The organism is Blastococcus sp. HT6-4 (genome assembly GCF_039679125.1).
GTDB classification, from domain to species: domain Bacteria; phylum Actinomycetota; class Actinomycetes; order Mycobacteriales; family Geodermatophilaceae; genus Blastococcus; species Blastococcus montanus.
In genome coordinates this window covers 1,566,352-1,582,976 of sequence record NZ_CP155551.1, presented here as the reverse complement: position 1 = coordinate 1,582,976, position 16,625 = coordinate 1,566,352, and the positions used below count along the sequence as shown (strand labels likewise).

The window sequence follows — 16,625 nt, the reverse complement described above, 5'->3', positions numbered from 1 at the left end:
CTTGCTGTCCCCCGCAAGCGGGAGGTGCCCCCAGCTCGTCAGCCGCGTGACCGCGACTGCTCTGTCCACCGGTGAGTTCGCACGCTCGCTCACTTCCGGGATCCGGCGGACCAGGACGGGGCTCCACCGACCACGTGCGGCCGCGGGTAGCGGGACGACTCCGGCAGCGGGGTGCTGCCGAGCGTGGTCTCGACGACGGTGAGGAAGGCGCGGACGTCGCGGACCAGGTCGTCGGCCTCCCGTTCGGTGACCGCCCGGGACAGGCCCGCCTCGGCTGCGGCCCGCTTGGCCGCCCCGGCGGCGAAGAAGGTGGCCCACTCCCCCAGCTCCGGCGCCACCTGTCCGAGCAGGACCCAGGCACTGCGCGGCCGGCGACGACCGGCCTCCGGGCGGGTGCGCGCGGCCAGCACGGCAGCGGCGGCACGCAGCGCACCGAGGTGCGCGGTGGCGTAGCGCTCCCGCGGATCGGTGGCCGCCGCGGCCTCGGCCAGCCCGCGGTGGGCCTGGTCCAGCAGCGCCGCCGCCGCGGCGGGCAGCGCGGGCGGCAGGGGCAGCTGGTCGGCCGGCACGGCTCGTGCGGCGCCCATCAGTCGTGCACCCGCACGAGCCACCAGCGGTTGCCCGACGCGTCCCACGACAGGTCGTAGACCCCGGCGAAGCTCATCCGTGAGCGGCCCGCCCGGACCGCCTCGACCCGCCAGACCTCCCGCGGAGCCACCATGTCGGCGGAGGCGCCCCCGGCCTCGGCACCCCGGATCCACCACGGCACCGTCTCGATCCAGGAGTCGAGCAGCTCGCCCACGACGTACCGGGACTGCCCGCGCCAGAACTGCACCGGGCCCAGCGGGCCACGCTCGACCTGCACCTCTTCGCCGGTCCGACCGACGACCTCACCGAGCACCCGGCTCATGACAGACTCCCCACGCCTCACCCCGCGTGCACGCCGGCACGGCGCTCCACCGGCGGGGAAGAGGCCGGGTGGAGCAGGCCGGACGTCGTTCGAACGTGTGTTCGAACGACGTCCAGTAGACCCGAGCGGCCTCCCCTCGTCAAGCGACGCCACCGCCGTGTCCCGACCACGGCGGGTCCGCGTGCACCGCCGTCGGCCCGGCCCCGGGACACGCCGGGCACCACCCCCTCGGGCGGTGGCAGGATCAGTGCATGAGCCGACCCCCGCACCCCCGGGTGGCCGACGTCGCCCGCGTCCTCGCCGAGGCCGGTGCCACCGGCGAGGTCCGCGTCCTGCCCGCGGAGGTCCGCACCGCGGCGGCGGCCGCCGCCGCGCTGGGCGTGCCGGTCGGCGCGATCGTCAACAGCCTGGTCTTCCTCGCCGACGACGCTCCGCTGCTGATCCTCACCAGCGGAGCGCACCGCGTCGACGTCCACCAGGTGGCGGCGCTGCTCGGGGTCGGTTCCCTGACCCCCGCCCCCGCCGACGTCGTCCGCCGGCACACCGGCCAGCCCATCGGCGGCGTCGCCCCGGTCGGCCACCCCGAGCCGCTGGGCACGCTGGTCGACGTGGAGCTGGCCCGCCACGACGCGGTGTGGGCCGCGGCCGGCCACCCGACGGCGGTCTTCCCCACCACCTACGACGAGCTGCTGCGCCTCACCGCGGGCACCGCTGCCGAGGTGGGCGAGGGCCCGGGCACGGCCACCACCGCCGGGAACGCGTCACCCGCCGGCGCACCCGAGGCGGTGTCCCCGTGACGGGCACCCGCCCCGCCACCCGCATCGTCGAGCTGCCGCCGCCGTGGATGCGGGAGCACATGCACGAGGTGCTCACCGTCTACGGGCTCGCGATGGGCTACGACTCCGGCGTCGTCGCCGGCCGGTACGGCTACGCCGTCCAGCACACCGAGCGGCCCGGCTTCCGCGCGGTGGGCGCGTTCGCGCAGACGCCGGAGGGTGAGCGGCTGGTCGGCTTCGGCTACGGCTACCTCATCGCCCCCGGCCAGTGGTGGCACGACCAGGTGCGGGCCGCACTCGACCGCCGGACGGCCAGGAGGTGGCTGCCCGGGGCCTTCGAGATCTGCGAGCTGCACGTCCACCCCGACGCCCAGAGCCGGGGCCTGGGCCGGCAGCTGCTGCACGCGCTGGTCGAGGGCCTGCCGCACCCGGTCGCCCTGCTCTCCACGCCCGACGCCGACACCAAGGCCTTCCGGCTGTACCGCGCCGACGGCTTCGTCGACCTCGCCCGCGGCTACCACTTCCCCGGCGACTCCCGGCCCTTCGCCATCCTCGGCGCCCGGCTCCCGCTGCATCCACCCAGCCCCTCCGCGGCGAACGACCGAGCGTGACCGCACCCCCTGCCCCCTCCCCGCCCGCCGACGTCGTCGTCATCGGTTCGGGCCACAACGGCCTGGTCGCCGCCTGCTACCTGGCGCGGGAGGGCCTGACCGTGGAGGTCGTCGAGTCCGACGACGTCCTCGGCGGCGCGGTGTCCACCGTCGAGCGGTGGCCCGGCGTGCGGGTCGACCGCGGCTCGAGCGCGCACGTGATCATCCGGCACAGCGGCATCGTCGAGGAGCTCGACCTCGCCGCCCACGGGCTGCGCTACATCGACTGCGACCCCTGGGGCTTCGCGCCGGCACCCGCGCCGGGCGATCCCGGGCCCGCCGGCCGTCCCCTGGTGTTCTCCGTGGACCTGGACGCCACCTGCGCGTCGATCGAGGCGGCCTGCGGACCGGCCGACGCCGCCGCCTACCGCCGGTTCGTCGAGGTGTGGGGACCCCGCAGCCGCGCCGTGGTCGCCTCGTTCGGCCGGGCGCCGTCGGCCGGTGGTCTGGTCCGCTCCTTCTGGCCGCTCGGCGCCCCCGCCGACGGTCGGCCGCGCACCCCCGGCGGCGAGCTCGCCGTCGACTTCCTCGGCTCGGGCGACGCGCTGCTGGACCGGTGGTTCACCAGCGAGCGGCTCAAGGCGGCGCTGGCGTGGTTCGGCGCCCAGTCCGGCCCGCCGATGTCCGAGCCCGGCACCGCTGCGATGGTCGGCTGGGTGGCGTTGCTGCACGACGTCCCGCCGGGGCACCCGGTCGGTGGCTCGGGCGGCCTGACCCGGGCGCTGCGCCGGCGGCTGGAGTCCGACGGCGGCCGGGTGGTGCTCGGCGACGGCGCCGCGCGGCTGCTCGTCGAGGACGGCCGGGTCGCCGGGGTGGAGACCCGGTCCGGCCGCGCCGTCCGGGCACCGGCGGTCGTGGCCGCCTGCCACATCGGCGTCACCCGCGACCTGGCCGGGGACGCCGCTCCGCCGGTGCTGGCCGACGCCGCCCCACCGATCGGCAACGGGTTCGGCCTGGTCGTGCGGGCCCTGACCGACGCCCCACCGTCGTACCCGGGCGTCCCGGCGGCCGACGCGCTCCAGGGCCTCCAGCTGCTGTGCACCGACCGTGCCCAGCTGGCCGCCGCGCACGGCGACTGGGGCGCCGGCCGGGTTCCGCGCGAGCCGGTGCCGCTGGCCATGTCGTTCTCCGCGAGCGACGACACCCTGGCGCCGCCCGGGCAGCACGTGGTCACCGTCTGGGGCCAGTGGTACCCGTACGCGCTGGCCGACGGCGGCGACTGGGACGCGCTGGCCGACACCGAGGCCCGGCGGCTCGTCGAGGCCGTCGACCGCTACGCCCCCGGCTTCGCCGCCTCGGTGCGGGAGATGCACGTGCAGACCCCGCTCGCCCTGGAGCGGGAACTGTCCCTGCCCCGTGGCAACGTCATGCACGTGGAGATGGGCCTGGCCAGCATGTTCGCCTTCCGTCCGGCACCGGGGCTGTCGGGCTACCGGGTGCCGGGCCTGCCCGGCCTGTACCTCGCGGGCGCCTCCACGCACCCCGGTGGCGGCGTCTCGGGCAACTCCGGCCGCACGGCCGCCCGCGCCGTCCTCGCCGACCGCCGTGCACCGGCGCGTGCCCGCGCGGGTGCCCGCCGGGCCCTGGCGCGGCTGCGACCCGGGACGGGGCGGGCGTGACGGCCGCGACCGCCCAGGCGCCGGCGCCGGCCCTGCGCCGCGTCGTCCCCCTGGTGCTGGCCGGCGCGCTCGTCGCCACGGCCATCGCCTACCCGCTGAGCTCGGGGGCCGGCCGGGACGTCGTCTCCTGGACCATCGTGCTGCTCGGTTCGGCGCTGTCGGTGGTGCACGCGAGCCTCAGCCGGGGGCTCCGGACGGGTGCCGGCGTGCTGGCGCTGGTCGCCGCCACCGCGATCGCGTTCGAGTCGCTGGGCCTGGCCACCGGCTACCCGTACGGCAGCTACACCTACAGCGACACCCTCGGCCCCACCCTGCTGGGCGTGCCGTTCCTGGTGCCGCTGGCCTGGCTGATGATGGCCTGGCCCAGCTGGCTGCTGGGCGAGGTGCTGGCGCGGCCCGTCCGTGCGGCCCGCCGGCGGCCGGCGCGGATCGCCTGGGCGGCCGCGGTCTTCGCCGCCTGGGACGTCGTGCTCGACCCGCAGCTGGTGCAGGCCGGCTACTGGACGTGGGCCGATCCGTCCCCGGGCCTGCCCGGCATCGACACCGTGCCGCTGACCAATCTCGCCGGGTGGCTGGTCGCCGGCGCGGTGCTCATGACGCTGCTCGACCTGCTGGTGGAGCGCACCCGGGCACCCGGCCCTCCGCGGGTGGGGCCGGCCGCCCCGCTCTTCGCCCTCGCCTGGATGACCCTCGGCGGCGCCCTGGCCCACGCCGGCTGGCTGGGCCTGCCCGGTTCGGCGGCCTGGGGGGCAGGGCTCGGCGCTGTCGTCCTCGCCGTCCTCGGCCTCCAGCACCGGCGCGCGGGCCGGCGGTGACCGGCCGCCTGGTGCCGGCGCTGGCCGGCGTGGCCGTGCTCGGGGCCGCGCACGCCGCGGTCAACGCGGCGCTGCTCCGCCGTCCCCCGCCGGACCCGCCGCAGGTGCCCCGCCAGGTCACCGTCGTCCTCCCGGTGCGGGACGAGGCCGACCAGGTGGCCGGCTGCCTCGCCGCGCTGCTGGACCAGCGCGGGCTGGACCGGCTCTCCGTCGTGGTGGTCGACGACGGCTCGACCGACGGCACCGGCGACGTCGTCCGCGCGGTGCACGACCGGCGGGTCCGGATCGTGACCGCTCCCCCGCCGCCGCCCGGGTGGCTCGGCAAGCCGCACGCCTGCGTGGTCGGCGTCGCCGCGGCACCGGCCCCGGACGGCGGCACCGACGACGACGTGCTGGTGTTCGTCGACGCCGACGTGCGGCTGTTCCCGGATGCGATCGCCGCCGCCGTGGCGCTGCTCGACGCCCACGGCCTCGACCTCGTCTCCCCCTGGCCGCGACCGCTCGCGGTCGGCGCGGCGGAGCGCCTGGTGCAGCCGCTGGCGCCGTGGCTCTGGACGACGACGCTGCCCCTGCGGCTGGCCGAGCGCTCCCCCCGGCCGTCGCTGGCCGCCGCCAACGGGCAGTTTCTGGTCGTGCGGCGGGGGGCGTACCTGCGCGCGGGCGGTCACGAGGCGGTCCGCGGCGAGGTGCTCGAGGACATCGCGCTGCTCCGGGCGGTCAAGCGGGCGGGCGGCCGCGGCGTGCCGGTGGACGGCTCGCGGCTGGCCGCCTGCCGGATGTACGAGGGCTGGCCCGCGCTGCGGGAGGGCTACGCCAAGTCGCTGTGGGCCTCGGTCGGGGGCCGGCCGGCTGCCGGGCTGGCCGCGGCGGCGGCGCTCACCGCCGTCTACGTCGTGCCCGCCGTCGCGGCGCTGTGCGGCTCACGGGCGGGGTTGCTCGGGTACGCCGCAGGTGTCGCCGGCCGGGTGGCCAGTGCCCTGGCCGGTGGGGGGCGCGCCTGGCCCGACGCGTTCGCCCACCCGCTGTCGGTGCTGGCCCTGGACGTCCTGATGATCCGGTCGGTGCGGGGGCATCGGCGGGGCAGCCTGCGCTGGCGCGGTCGCCCCGTCGACGCGAGGGCTGCGGCCGCATCGGCGACGATGAGCCGGTGACCTCCGCCGAGCAGCAGCGCCCGCGCACCACCTTCGACCCCGCCGGGATGGACACCGGCGCGTTCTACCGGGTCCTCAACTCCGTCGTCGTCCCGCGGCCGATCGCCTGGGTGTGCACCCGCTCGGCCTCGGGCGTGCACAACCTGGCGCCGCACTCCTTCTACACGGTCGCCTGCGTCGCCCCGCCGATCGTGCAGTTCACCTCGGTGGGGCGGAAGGACTCGCTGCGCAACGTGGAGGCCACCGGCGAGTTCACCGTCAACCTGACCCCGGAGGCCCTCTTCGAGCAGGTCAACGCCACGGGCACCGACTTCCCGCCCGACTCCAGCGAGGCCGAGCACTGCGGGGTGCGCCTGGAGCCGGCGGACACCGTCGCGGCCATGCGCGTGGCGGAGTCCCCGGTCTCGATCGAGTGCACGCTGCACTCCACCGTCCGGCTGGGCGACAGCACCGTCGTCTTCGGCGCGGTCCGGCGGATCAGCGTGTGGGCCGAGGCCGTGCGGGACGGGCGGCCCCGGATCGAGCACCTCAGGCCGCTGGCGCGGCTCGGTGGCAACGAGTGGGCGACCGTCGGCGAGGTGCGCGAGATCGCCCGCATCCCCTACCGCAGCTGGGCCGAGGACCCCTCGATCGGGGAGCGCCTGCGCGGCGGCTGACTCCGGCGACGACCGGACGGGATCAACCGGGCAGGTGGGCGGCGATCTCGTCGGCGGCCTCGGCGCCGAACGCCTCGGCGAAGCGGGCCAGGAAGCTCTCCCGCGGCAGGTCGTACTCCTGGGTGCCGATCACCTCGACGGCCGCGGTGGCGACGGCGGAGCCGAGCTGGGTCGACCGCTCGAGGCCCAGCCCCCACATGCGGCCGGCGATGAACCCGGCGCGCAGCGCGTCGCCGCCCCCGGTCGGCTCGACCGGCTTGGTCTCCGGGACGGCGATCACCGACAGCGACTCCTCGCCGGCCCGCCGGACGAGGACGCCCTCGGCGGCGCGGGTGGTCACCCAGGTGCCCACCCGGGAGAGGACCTCGTCGGCCGTCCAGCCGGTCTTCTGCAGCAGCAGCGCCGCCTCGTACTCGTTGGTGAACAGCAGCTCGGCTCCGGTGACCAGCTCGCGGATCATCGCGCCGTCGGCCCAGGCCAGCTGCTGGCTGGGGTCGGCGGCGAACGGGTAGCCGCGGTCCCGGCACTCCTGGGTGTGGCGGACCATCGCCGTCGGGTCGTTGGGCCCGATGACGACGAGGTCGGGGGTGCCGATGCGGGCGGCGACCGGCGCGAGCTCGATCTGGGACGCCTCGGCCATCGCGCCCGAGTAGAACGACGCGATCTGGTTGTTCGCCTCGTCGGTGGTGCAGACGAACCGGGAGGTGTGCTTGAGCTCCGACCAGTGGACGCTGCCGGTGTCCACCCCGTGACGGGTCAGCCAGGCGTCGTAGTCGGCGAAGTCGCTGCCGACCGCACCCACCAGCGCCGGCGCGAGGCCGAGCAGCCCGAGCCCGTACGCCATGTTCGCCCCGGCGCCACCGCGGTGCTGCACCAGGTCGTCGACGAGGAAGGACAGGGAGACGTTCTCCATCTGGCCCTCGACGAACTGCTCGGTGAAGCGGCCGGGGAAGGTCATCAGGTGGTCGGTGGCGATGGAGCCGGTGACGACGACGGGCACGGGTGCTCCTGGGGGATGGACGGCGTCGGGGCGCGGTGGGCCGGCTCCCGGGGCCTGGGACGGAACGGGCGCCGATGGGGAGACCGGGCAGAGCACACCCTAGGTGGCCGGTCTCGCCGTCGCCGTCCGGAGGTCGCCGCGGGAGTGCAGGCGCCGGGTCAGTCGGGTATCGGTACGTCGGTGGTTCCCGGGCCGGCCAGCTGACCGCGCAGCCACCAGCCCAGCTGGACGGTTCCGGCGACCCCGAGCAGCGCACCGACCGCCGCGCCCACGGTGACCACCAGGGGCGCCGGGTCGAGCCCCGGGACCTCCAGCCCGGAGACGACGCCGGCCCCGGCGAGGGTCAGGCCGGCCATGGCCACCCGGGTGGGCCGCTCCCACAACGAGATCGGCCCGGTGCGGCGGACCCCCGCCTGCCCGGCGCGGGCCCGGAGGTAGTCGGGGAGCCAGCACAGCGCGCCGAAGCAGACCGCGAGCCAGCCGGGGGCCCCGGCGGCCCACAGCGCCGCCGCGTAGGCCGCCTCGGTGAGCCGGTCGACGACGGAGTCCAGGACGTAGCCGCGCTGCGAGGCGCGCCCGGTGCCGATCGCCAGGGCGCCGTCCAGGCTGTCGAGCAGGCCGGAGAGCCCCACCAGCAGCCCGGCCACGAGCAGCCAGGCGCCACCGGCGGCCGCAGGACCGACCGCCGCTGCGGCCACGACCACCCCGGCGGCCGTGGCGGCCAGCGGGGGCAGGGCCGCCAGTGGGCGGGCGAGGGCGTGCGCCAGCGAGAGCCAGGCACGCACCACCGGCGCCCCGGTGTCGGCGCCGCCGTGCCACCGCGACCACGCGGCGAGGTACTCCTCCCGGCTGAGCACCGCACCTCCTCCAGGCCGTCCGATCCGCACCAGGGACAGTAGGGACATGCTCGCCGCATTCCCGACGCGCCGTCTCCTGCTGATCCTGCTGGCCGCGGCGCTGGTCGGCGCGGCGGTCCTCGCCGGCGTCGTCCTCAACCGGTCCGACGGTCCGGGTCGTGCGGTGGCCCCCGCCGCCGTGGAACCACCGGGAGCCGCCGTGGAACCACCGGGAGCCGCCGTGGAACCACCGGGAGCCGCCGTGGAACCACCAGGACCGGTGCTCATCGTCCCCGGGTACGGCGGCGACACCGTGGCGCTGGAGCCGCTGGCCGACCGGCTCCGCGATGCGGGCCGGGACGCCACCGTGGTCGCCCTCCCGGACGGGGGCGTCGGGGACCTGCGCGGGTCGGCCGCCGCCCTCGACGCCGCGGCGACGGCGGCGCTGCGGCGGACGGGCGCCACGAGCGTCGACGTCGTCGGCTACTCGGCCGGCGGCCTGACCGCGCGGCTGTGGGTCGCCGACGGCCACGCCGACGTGGTGCGCCGGGTGGTCACCCTCGGCTCCCCTCACCACGGCACGCGACTGGCCTCGCTCACCGGCACGTACGCGCCCGAGCGGTGCCCGGAGGCCTGCCGGCAGATGGCCCCGGGCAGCGACCTGCTGACCGAGCTGGGCCTGGACGAGACGCCCGAGGGAGTCGACTGGGTGTCGGTCTGGACGACGGGAGACACGGTGGTCACCCCGCCGGACTCCGCCCGGCTGGACGGCGCACTGAACCTGACCGTGCAGTCGGTGTGCGACGGGCTGCAGGTCGGCCACGGCGAGCTCCCCGGCGACCCGGTCGTCCAGGGCATCGTGCTCGCCCAGCTCGCGGCCGGGGAGCCGGTCGCCCTCACGCCGGCGGACTGCTCGCGGCTGGCCGGCTGAGCCGCCCCGGGCGGGAGCCCGGTTCGGCAGGGCGCCCGGGCGAAGCAGCCGGTGAGCGTGCGTGCAGGGCGCGGGGTCGGGGCAGGATCCCCCCATGGCCCCTCCCCTCACCGACGCCGTCGTCGTCGACGTCCTCCGCCGGGTCGACCGCGTGCTGACCCCGCTGGCCACCCGCCTGGGTCGGCCACCGGAGCTGCCGCGCCGCGAGCGCGACGAGTGGTGGGCCGACCAGGTCTCCCGGGTGGCCGCCGGGGTCTCGGCGGCGCCGCGGTTCGCCGGCAAGCTCGCCGACCTGCTGCCGCTGCAGAACACCGTGGGTACCGCCGTGCAGTCACTCGTCGTCCTGGGCGTCGCCGGGGAGCACGGACTCGAGGCGCCCGCCGAGCGGGTGTCGCTGCTGGCCCGCGTGCTCCTCGACCGGCCGCTCAGCGCGGAGCGGGTCGAGCCGCTCCTCGTCCCCGCGAAGGGCACCTACGCCGAGGGCGCCCTGGGGGCGAAGGACGAACGCCGCGGGGTCAAGGGCGCCGCGCGCACCCTGTGGCGGGCCGCCCGGCTGCTGAGCCGGATCGACGCCGCCCTCGACGCCCGGCCCAAGGGCCGCCTGTTCGCCCGGGCGCTGTCGAACCTGCCGGTCGTGGGGGTCCTCGGCGGCTACGCGTCCGAGCGGGAGGGCCTGCGCCGCGCCGCCGCCCGCAGCGCGGACCTGCTCGAGGGCCCCTGACCCGCGGCCGGACCTAGGAGGCCCCACCCGACCGGACCGGGACCCCCTCGCCGGGTGCGTCTGCGGCCCGGCGGGCGCCGTCCCCGGTCGCGCCGTCCCCGGTGGCGTCGTCCCCGGTGGCGTCGTCCCCCGTGTCGTCGTCCCCGGTGTCGTCGTCCCCGTCGCCCCAGCCCGGCCCGGCCTCGGGCCGGCGCCCGCGCACGTAGTCGATGAGGCGCGCGAGACAGGCGGTCAGCGGCACCGCGAGGAACGCGCCCAGCACGCCGTACGTCACCCCACCCACCGTCACGGCCAGGATGATGACGAACGGGTGCAGCCGCAGCACGGGGCTCAGGATGAGTGGCTCGAGCAGGTTGCCCTCCGCCTGCTGCACCACGACGACCACAGCCAGGGCGAGGAGCGCCGTGGTCAGCCCCTGGTCGGCGAGCGCCACGAGGACGGCGATCAGGCCTGAGACGAAGGCCCCGACGATCGGGAAGAAACCCCCGAGGAAGATGAGCAGCGCGAGCGGCAGGACCAGGGGCACCCCGAGGACGGCCAGCCCGATACCGATGGCGACGGCGTCGACCAGCGCGACCACCATCTGCCCGCGGAAGTAGGCGCCCAGGGTCCAGAACAGCTGGTCCGAGACCCGGTTCGCGTGCCGCCGGGTGTTCTCGGGCAGCAGGCTGGTGATGCCCGACCAGATGCGCTCCCCGTCGCGCAGGTAGAAGAAGAGCGCCACGAGGAACAGCACGATCGACGTCCCGGTGTCGGCCAGCATGCCGACGACCCGCAGGCCCTGGTCGACGACGGCGCCGTCTCCCCCGGAGCCGCCGAACGCCTGCTGCGCCATGTCGGCGAGCCCACCGTCACCGACCTCGAACGGCAACGAGAACGGGGTCCCCTCGAGGAACTCCCCGAGGTCGGCGACCGCCTCGGCCAGGCTGTCGGCCAGCTCGGGCAGCTGGTCGGCGATCCGGGGCACGAGGAACCACAGCGCCAGCGCCAGCAGCCCGAGCAGCGCGATCACCAGCAGCAGGGCGACCACGGTGTCCGGCACGCCCGCGCGCTTGAGCCACCGGGCCACCGGCCACAGCACCGCCGCAGGGAACAGCGCCACCGCCAGCGGCGCGGCCACCACGCTGATCTGCTGCAGCAGCAGGTACAGCAGGTAGACCCCGACCAGCACGCCGAGCAGCGCCCATGCGCGGCGCCCCACGCGCAGCAGGACGGCGTCGCGCTCCCGGCTCCTGTCCGACAGGTTCATGTCGCCTCCATGCCCAGAAGCCCGGTCGGCAGACGCCGAGCTCAGCCGGCCGTGGCCGGTGCGCCGGTGGAGGAGAGGTTGGCGAAGACCTCGCGGGTCGCCGTGGACCGGTTCATGGTGATGAAGTGGATCCCGGGCACGCCCTCGTCGAGCAGCCGCCGGCACAGGTCGGTGGCCACCTCCACGCCGAGCGCGTGCACCGCGGCCTTGTCCTCGGGCCGGTCGCCGTCCAGGACGGCGAACCGCTCGGCGAGGTCCTCGGGGAACGCCTGGCCGGAGAGCTGGACGATCCGGGTGATCTGCCGGACGTTGGTCACGGGCATCACGCCGGCGATGACCGGCACCTCGCAGCCCCGGGCGGCCACCCGGTCCCGCAGCCGCAGGTAGTCCTCGGGGCGGAAGAACATCTGCGTGATCGCGAAGTCGGCACCTGCCCGGCACTTGGCCACGAACATCTCGACGTCGGTGTCGAAGTCGGGAGACCGGGGGTGCCGCTCGGGGAAGGCGGCCACGCCCACCGAGAAGTCACCGATGGAGCGGATCAGCTCGACCAGCTCCGAGGCGTACCGCAGCCCCTGGGGATGCGGCACCCACTCGGCCTGCGGGTCGGCGCCCGGCGGGTCGCCGCGCAGGGCCAGCAGGTTGCGGACCCCCGCCGCGGCCAGCCGGCTCACGACGTGCCGCAGCTCGGCGACGCTGTGGTCGACGGCGGTCAGGTGGGCCAGCGGGGTCATCGTCGTCTCGGCGGCGATCCGCTCGGTCATGGCGACGGTGCCCTCGCGCGTGGAGCCACCGGCGCCGTAGGTCACCGACACGAACGAGGGGTGCAGCCGCTCCAGCTCGCGCAGCGCCGTCCAGAGCTGCTCCTCCCCGGCGGGCGTCTTCGGCGGGAAGAACTCGAACGACCACGTCGGGCGCTCGGTGGTGAGCAGCTCACGCACGGTCCGGGTCACGGCACCCGAGGGTACGGGCGCCCACGCGGCGCCCGTACCGGCACCACCGAACTTCCCGCCTCGACGTGCATCCGGAACCGTCCGGGGCACGGAAGAGCCCCGTACACCGGGATCCGCCGACGGGAGTGACGATGGAGCGCAGCACGGCAGCTGCCCTGCTGGAGGGGCCGCGCCCCACCAGGTTGGGCGATACTGACCAGATGATCGCCGCGGAGCAGCAGCGCGAAGCCGTCCGCCCCGCGCCCCCGCTGGCAGCCGCCGATCTGGACCGGGTGCGCGCCGCGGTGGCCGTGGCGCTCACCGACTTCCTCGACCAGCAGCGCGCGACGCTCGCCGGGATGGACGGCCGCCTGGTGCCGGTCGTGGACGAGGTCTGCGCGCTCGCCGAAGGGGGCAAGAAGCTGCGGCCCTCGTTCGCCTACTGGGGCTGGCGCGGCGCCTGCGGCCAGGGATCCGGGGCGGGCGAGGACGAAGCGGCCGTCCTGCGGGCGGTCGCCGCCCTGGAGTTCGTGCACGCGAGCGCACTGGTGCACGACGACGTGATGGACGCCGCCGGCACCCGCCGGGGCCGGCCGACCACCCACATCGGGTTCGCCGACCGGCACTCCGCGCACGGCTTCTCGGGTGACGGCGAGCTGTTCGGCGTCGGCGCCGCGATCCTGGTGGGCGACCTCGCGCTGGTCTGGTCGGACGAGATGCTGCGCTGCTCCGGGATCTCCGAGCCGGCCCTGGGCCGCGCCCGGGCGGTCTGGGACACGATGCGCACCGAGGTGACCGCCGGGCAGTACCTCGACCTGCTGCGCGCCGCCGGCGGCCTGCCCGGGCCCGACGGCGCGCTGACCGTCGCCCGCTACAAGAGCGCCGGCTACACGGTCCAGCGGCCGCTGCAGCTCGGGGCCGCGATCGCCGGGGCCGGGCCGGCCGTGGTCGAGGCGTGCGCCGCCATCGGGCTCCCCCTCGGCGAGGCCTTCCAGCTCCGGGACGACCTCCTCGGCGTCTTCGGCGATCCGGAGGTCACCGGGAAGTCCGCCGACGACGACCTGCGCGAGGGGAAGCAGACGCTGCTGGTGGCCCTCGCCGAGGAGGCGACGGACGACGTGGGCCGCCGGCTGCTCGGCGAGCTGCTCGGCAACCCCGACGCCGGAGCCGACGAGTTCCAGGCGCTGCGGGGCCTGCTGGTCTCGACCGGCGCGCGGGACCGCGTCGAGGAGCGGATCACCCAGCGCACCGCCCTGGCCCGCGAGGCGATCGCCGAGGCGCCGATGGCCGAGGACGCCCGCGCCGCCCTGGACGCGCTCGCGGTGGCCGCCACCACCCGCACCGCCTGATGGCCCGCAGCGTCCCCGGCCGTACCGACCGGGTCGTCGTCGTCGGTGCCGGGCTGGCCGGCCTGGCCGCCGCCCTGCGCCTGCGCGGCGCCGGCCGCGAGGTCACGGTCGTCGACCGCGGCGCCGGGCCCGGCGGCCGGGCCGGGCGCATCGAGCACGCCGGGTACGCCCTCGACACCGGCCCGTCGGTCTTCACCGCACCGCAGGTCGTGGCCGACACCCTGGCCGCCGTCGGGGAGAAGCTCGAGGACCGGCTGACCCTGCACCCCCTCGAGACCAGCTACCGGGCCCAGTTCGCCGACGGCACCCACCTCGACGTGCACGCCGACCCCGACGCGTTCGCCGCCGAGGTCGCCGCCCTGTGCGGGCCGGCCGAGGCCGACGCCCTGCGCCGCTACCTCGCCGATCTCGCCGAGCTGTACCGACTGCAGCTGGACACCTTCATCGACCGCAACCTCGACTCCCCGCTGGACCTGCTGGGCCCCCAGCTGCTGACGCTCGCCCGGCGCGGCGGCTTCCGGCGGCTGTCCGGCCACGTCGAGCGCGCCTTCACCGACGACCGGCTGCGCCGGCTGTTCAGCTTTCAGGCCCTCTACGCCGGGGTCTCCCCCTTCCGCGCCATCGCCGCCTACGCGGTCATAGCGCAGCTCGACATCGGCGCCGGCGTCTGGCACCCGGAGGGCGGCATCGCCGCGGTGCCGCGTGCCCTCGCCGCCGCTGCGGCCGACGCCGGGGTCGTGTTCCGGTACGGCGCGCCGGTGGCGGAGCTGGAGACCGCCGGCGGCCGGGTGGGCGCGGTCCGCCTGGCCGACGGCGACCGGCTGCCCGCCGACGCCGTCGTCGTCACCACCGACGCCCCGCACACCCTGGTGCCCGGGCTGCGCGGGCCGCGCCGGCCCGTCTACTCCCCGTCGTGCGTCGCGCTGCACCTGGGCGTGCGCACCGAGCTGCCCGGCCGGTCCCACCACACGATCAGCTTCGGCGCGGCGTGGCGGCAGGTCTTCGACGAGCTCACCCGCGACGGCCGGCCGATGAGCGATCCGAGCCTGCTGATCAGCATGCCCTCGCGCACCGACCGGAGCCTGGCCCCCGAGGGCGGGCAGGTGCTGAGCGTGGTCGCCCCCACGCCGAACCTCGACCGCCGCAGCGGCGGGAACCCGCAGCTGGACTGGGCGACGCTCGGCCCCCGCTACCGGGACGAGCTGCTGGGCACCCTCGAGGCGCGCGGGTACACCGGGGTCACCGAGGCGATCGAGGTCGAGCACATGGACACGCCGCTGACCTGGGCCGCGCAGGGCATGGCCGCCGGCACCCCGTTCGCGCTGGCGCACACCTTCGGGCAGACCGGCCCGTTCCGCCCCCCGACGCTCTCCCGGCGCGGGCCCGAGAACGTGGTGCTGGCCGGCTCGTCGGTGCAGCCGGGCGTGGGCGTGCCGATGGTGCTCATGAGCGGCCGGCTGGCGGCGGAGCGGATCACGGGGGTGCAGCCCTCATGACGGCACTGCGACCACCCGACACGCAGGCCGAGCGCCAGGCGCGGCTGGACGCCGCCTACCGGCACTGCGCGCAGATCGCCGCGCGGCACGGCAAGAGCTACCACCTCGCCACCCGGCTGCTCACCCCCGACCGCCGTCCGGCGATCCACGCCCTCTACGCCGGGGCGCGGACCGCCGACGACCTGGTCGACCTGCCCGGGCCCGATCCCGCCGGCGACCTGGCCGACTGGTCGCGCGCGGTCCTGGCCGAGCTGGAGGCCGGCTGGTCCGACGACCCCGTGCGCCTCGCCCTGGTGCACACCTACCGGCGCCACGCGATCCCCGTCGAGCACCTGGTCGACTTCCTCGCGGCGATGACCAGCGACCTCGACGTCGACGCCTACCCCGACATGGCCGCCCTCGACCGGTACATGTGGGGCTCGGCGTCGGTGATCGGGCTGCAGGTGCTGCCCGTGCTGGGCACCGCACCGGGTGTGGCCCGCGAGGAGGCGGCGCCGCACGCGATCGCCCTCGGCGAGGCGTTCCAGCTGACCAACTTCCTGCGCGACGTCGCCGAGGACGCCGACCGGGGGCGGGTCTACCTGCCCGCGGACCTGATGGCCGCCCACGGCGTGACCCGCGAGCAGCTGATGGAGAAGCGGCACGACGCCCGGTTCGCGGACCTGATGCGGGAGATGGTGGCGATCGTCCGCCGCCGGTACGACGACGCCGCCCCCGGCACGCCGCTGCTCGCCCCCGATTCACGGGACTGCGTCCGGGCGGCGACCGACCTGTACGGCGGCATCCTCACCGAGATCGAGCGTGCGGACTACCGGGTGCTCGACGGGCGGGTGTCGGTGTCCAGGCCGCGCCGCCTCGCGGTGTTCGCCCGCCGGTTGACCGCCGCCCAGGTGGCCAGGGTGAGGGTGACCATCGCGAACCCGAAGAGCAGGTCCTCCACCGGGGCGTAGGCGATCCGCGGCCCCCAGATCGTGTCCGGGTCGTAGGTGACCACGTCCAGGCCGGTGAGCACCCCGTTCATCAGCAGCTGGAACGTCACGATGATCGCGTAGGCGGTCCAGAAGACCTTCCGGGTGACCATCCGCGTGCGCAGCACCGCCAGGTCGACCACCAGGACGGCGACGACCGCGAGCACGGCGAGGGCGGAGTAGCTCATCGTCCGGCCCGCTCCCCCGCCGGGAGGGCCTCCTCGGCGGGGTAGCCGGCGTCCCACCCCGTCACCTTCCGCACCGCCTCCAGCGCGAGCACCGAGCACAGCGGGACGACCAGGAAGAAGAGCACCTCCTCGAGCGGGATGCCGCCGGGCAGCCGGACGCCGAGGGTGCGCACGTCGCTGTAGTCCCAGTGCCCCTGCGCGATCGCGTAGAGCACCCAGACGACGAAGACGACGAACTCGGGGACGACGGCGAGCAGGAACCGCCGCCAGCGCGCGTACACGCGGACGCCGAGCACCAGCTCCAGGGGCGCGGTCACCACCAGGCAGCCGGCCAGCAGGCCCAGGTAGGTCAGCTGCTCCACGTCAGCAGCTTCCGCC

At 76.3% G+C, this 16,625-nt stretch carries 18 protein-coding genes and 1 pseudogene; 11 read left to right on the top strand and 8 right to left on the bottom strand.

Features of this window, described 5'->3' with window-relative positions; translation table 11 throughout:
* Window positions 1–89: 89 nt before the first annotated feature.
* Window positions 90–587, bottom strand: a complete 498-nt coding sequence (locus ABDB74_RS07775; RefSeq protein ID WP_346623049.1) for an SAV_6107 family HEPN domain-containing protein — start codon at window positions 585–587, stop codon at window positions 90–92.
* Complete coding sequence (locus ABDB74_RS07770; RefSeq protein ID WP_346623048.1) at window positions 587–910, bottom strand: DUF6504 family protein; 324 nt, start codon at window positions 908–910, stop codon at window positions 587–589. The genes ABDB74_RS07775 and ABDB74_RS07770 overlap by 1 nt, the downstream gene beginning before the upstream one ends.
* Window positions 911–1,161: 251 nt before the next feature.
* Between ABDB74_RS07770 and ABDB74_RS07765 the strand changes: the two genes are divergently transcribed.
* The 6 genes from ABDB74_RS07765 to ABDB74_RS07740 are packed head-to-tail and all read left to right on the top strand — an operon-like array spanning window position 1,162 to window position 6,577.
* Entirely contained in the window at window positions 1,162–1,707 is a 546-nt protein-coding gene (locus ABDB74_RS07765) for a YbaK/EbsC family protein (protein ID WP_346623047.1), read from the top strand.
* Entirely contained in the window at window positions 1,704–2,297 is a 594-nt protein-coding gene (locus ABDB74_RS07760; RefSeq protein WP_346623045.1) for a GNAT family N-acetyltransferase, read from the top strand. The genes ABDB74_RS07765 and ABDB74_RS07760 overlap by 4 nt, the downstream gene beginning before the upstream one ends.
* Window positions 2,294–3,955 carry an NAD(P)/FAD-dependent oxidoreductase gene (locus ABDB74_RS07755; RefSeq protein WP_346623044.1) on the top strand — a complete coding sequence of 554 codons (1,662 nt, stop codon included), beginning with the start codon at window positions 2,294–2,296 and terminating at the stop codon, window positions 3,953–3,955. The genes ABDB74_RS07760 and ABDB74_RS07755 overlap by 4 nt, the downstream gene beginning before the upstream one ends.
* Window positions 3,952–4,770: a carotenoid biosynthesis protein gene (locus ABDB74_RS07750; RefSeq protein WP_346623042.1), complete on the top strand. Its 819-nt coding sequence runs from the start codon at window positions 3,952–3,954 to the stop codon at window positions 4,768–4,770. Before ABDB74_RS07755 ends, ABDB74_RS07750 begins: the two co-directional genes overlap by 4 nt.
* Window positions 4,767–5,921: a glycosyltransferase family A protein gene (locus ABDB74_RS07745; RefSeq protein WP_346623041.1), complete on the top strand. Its 1,155-nt coding sequence runs from the start codon at window positions 4,767–4,769 to the stop codon at window positions 5,919–5,921. Before ABDB74_RS07750 ends, ABDB74_RS07745 begins: the two co-directional genes overlap by 4 nt.
* On the top strand, window positions 5,918–6,577 hold the full coding sequence (locus ABDB74_RS07740) for a flavin reductase family protein (RefSeq protein ID WP_346623040.1): 660 nt from the start codon (window positions 5,918–5,920) through the stop codon (window positions 6,575–6,577). The genes ABDB74_RS07745 and ABDB74_RS07740 overlap by 4 nt, the downstream gene beginning before the upstream one ends.
* 22 nt (window positions 6,578–6,599) lie before the next feature.
* Here ABDB74_RS07740 and ABDB74_RS07735 read toward each other — a convergent pair whose 3' ends face one another.
* Both ABDB74_RS07735 and ABDB74_RS07730 read right to left on the bottom strand, forming a co-directional pair.
* Entirely contained in the window at window positions 6,600–7,577 is a 978-nt protein-coding gene (locus ABDB74_RS07735; RefSeq protein WP_346623039.1) for a carbohydrate kinase family protein, read from the bottom strand.
* Window positions 7,578–7,735: 158 nt separating this feature from the next.
* Complete coding sequence (locus tag ABDB74_RS07730) at window positions 7,736–8,434, bottom strand: CDP-alcohol phosphatidyltransferase family protein (RefSeq protein ID WP_346623038.1); 699 nt, start codon at window positions 8,432–8,434, stop codon at window positions 7,736–7,738.
* A 46-nt stretch (window positions 8,435–8,480) separates the two neighbouring features.
* Here ABDB74_RS07730 and ABDB74_RS07725 point away from each other — a divergent pair, with 46 nt between their 5' ends.
* The gene (locus ABDB74_RS07725; protein WP_346623036.1) at window positions 8,481–9,344 is read left to right on the top strand and encodes an alpha/beta fold hydrolase; all 864 of its coding nucleotides are present in this window, start codon (window positions 8,481–8,483) and stop codon (window positions 9,342–9,344) included.
* A gap of 94 nt (window positions 9,345–9,438) precedes the next feature.
* The gene (locus tag ABDB74_RS07720; RefSeq protein ID WP_346623035.1) at window positions 9,439–10,065 is read left to right on the top strand and encodes a hypothetical protein; all 627 of its coding nucleotides are present in this window, start codon (window positions 9,439–9,441) and stop codon (window positions 10,063–10,065) included.
* Window positions 10,066–10,078: 13 nt separating this feature from the next.
* On the opposite strand, the gene ABDB74_RS07715 is transcribed toward ABDB74_RS07720, so the two are convergent.
* Both ABDB74_RS07715 and metF read right to left on the bottom strand, forming a co-directional pair.
* Window positions 10,079–11,314, bottom strand: a complete 1,236-nt coding sequence (locus ABDB74_RS07715; protein ID WP_346623033.1) for an AI-2E family transporter — start codon at window positions 11,312–11,314, stop codon at window positions 10,079–10,081.
* 41 nt (window positions 11,315–11,355) lie between these two features.
* Window positions 11,356–12,267 carry a methylenetetrahydrofolate reductase [NAD(P)H] gene (gene metF / locus ABDB74_RS07710; RefSeq protein WP_346623032.1) on the bottom strand — a complete coding sequence of 304 codons (912 nt, stop codon included), beginning with the start codon at window positions 12,265–12,267 and terminating at the stop codon, window positions 11,356–11,358.
* 131 nt (window positions 12,268–12,398) lie between these two features.
* Between metF and ABDB74_RS07705 the strand changes: the two genes are divergently transcribed.
* Genes ABDB74_RS07705 through ABDB74_RS07695 form a run of 3 tightly spaced genes read left to right on the top strand, consistent with a single transcriptional unit; the run spans window position 12,399 to window position 16,041 of the window.
* On the top strand, window positions 12,399–13,595 hold the full coding sequence (locus tag ABDB74_RS07705; RefSeq protein ID WP_346623031.1) for a polyprenyl synthetase family protein: 1,197 nt from the start codon (window positions 12,399–12,401) through the stop codon (window positions 13,593–13,595).
* Entirely contained in the window at window positions 13,595–15,091 is a 1,497-nt protein-coding gene (gene crtI, locus ABDB74_RS07700) for a phytoene desaturase family protein (RefSeq protein ID WP_346623030.1), read from the top strand. Before ABDB74_RS07705 ends, crtI begins: the two co-directional genes overlap by 1 nt.
* Window positions 15,088–16,041 (top strand): phytoene/squalene synthase family protein, encoded by a 954-nt coding sequence (locus tag ABDB74_RS07695; protein ID WP_346623028.1) that lies wholly within the window; start codon window positions 15,088–15,090, stop codon window positions 16,039–16,041. The genes crtI and ABDB74_RS07695 overlap by 4 nt, the downstream gene beginning before the upstream one ends.
* On the opposite strand, the pseudogene ABDB74_RS07690 reads toward ABDB74_RS07695, so the two are convergent.
* Together ABDB74_RS07690 and ABDB74_RS07685 are read right to left on the bottom strand one after the other, a co-directional pair.
* Window positions 16,038–16,247, bottom strand: a pseudogene (locus ABDB74_RS07690) (lycopene cyclase domain-containing protein); the annotation flags it as partial. The gene ABDB74_RS07695 and the pseudogene ABDB74_RS07690 sit on opposite strands and share 4 nt — an antisense overlap.
* Window positions 16,244–16,609 (bottom strand): lycopene cyclase domain-containing protein, encoded by a 366-nt coding sequence (locus ABDB74_RS07685; protein WP_346623027.1) that lies wholly within the window; start codon window positions 16,607–16,609, stop codon window positions 16,244–16,246. The pseudogene ABDB74_RS07690 and the gene ABDB74_RS07685, both read right to left, overlap by 4 nt.
* Window positions 16,610–16,625: the final 16 nt, after the last annotated feature.

What these genes read in the sequence shown, in the direction of transcription:
- ABDB74_RS07775 (WP_346623049.1), bottom strand. Translation starts at nt 587, where the DNA reads ATGGGCGCCGCACGAGCCGTGCCGGCCGACCAGCTGCCCCTGCCGCCC.
- ABDB74_RS07695 (WP_346623028.1), top strand. Translation starts at nt 15,088, where the DNA reads ATGACGGCACTGCGACCACCCGACACGCAGGCCGAGCGCCAGGCGCGG.
- ABDB74_RS07725 (WP_346623036.1), top strand. Translation starts at nt 8,481, where the DNA reads ATGCTCGCCGCATTCCCGACGCGCCGTCTCCTGCTGATCCTGCTGGCC.
- ABDB74_RS07770 (WP_346623048.1), bottom strand. Translation starts at nt 910, where the DNA reads ATGAGCCGGGTGCTCGGTGAGGTCGTCGGTCGGACCGGCGAAGAGGTG.
- crtI (WP_346623030.1), top strand. Translation starts at nt 13,595, where the DNA reads ATGGCCCGCAGCGTCCCCGGCCGTACCGACCGGGTCGTCGTCGTCGGT.
- ABDB74_RS07715 (WP_346623033.1), bottom strand. Translation starts at nt 11,314, where the DNA reads ATGAACCTGTCGGACAGGAGCCGGGAGCGCGACGCCGTCCTGCTGCGC.
- ABDB74_RS07765 (WP_346623047.1), top strand. Translation starts at nt 1,162, where the DNA reads ATGAGCCGACCCCCGCACCCCCGGGTGGCCGACGTCGCCCGCGTCCTC.
- ABDB74_RS07720 (WP_346623035.1), top strand. Translation starts at nt 9,439, where the DNA reads ATGGCCCCTCCCCTCACCGACGCCGTCGTCGTCGACGTCCTCCGCCGG.
- ABDB74_RS07705 (WP_346623031.1), top strand. Translation starts at nt 12,399, where the DNA reads ATGGAGCGCAGCACGGCAGCTGCCCTGCTGGAGGGGCCGCGCCCCACC.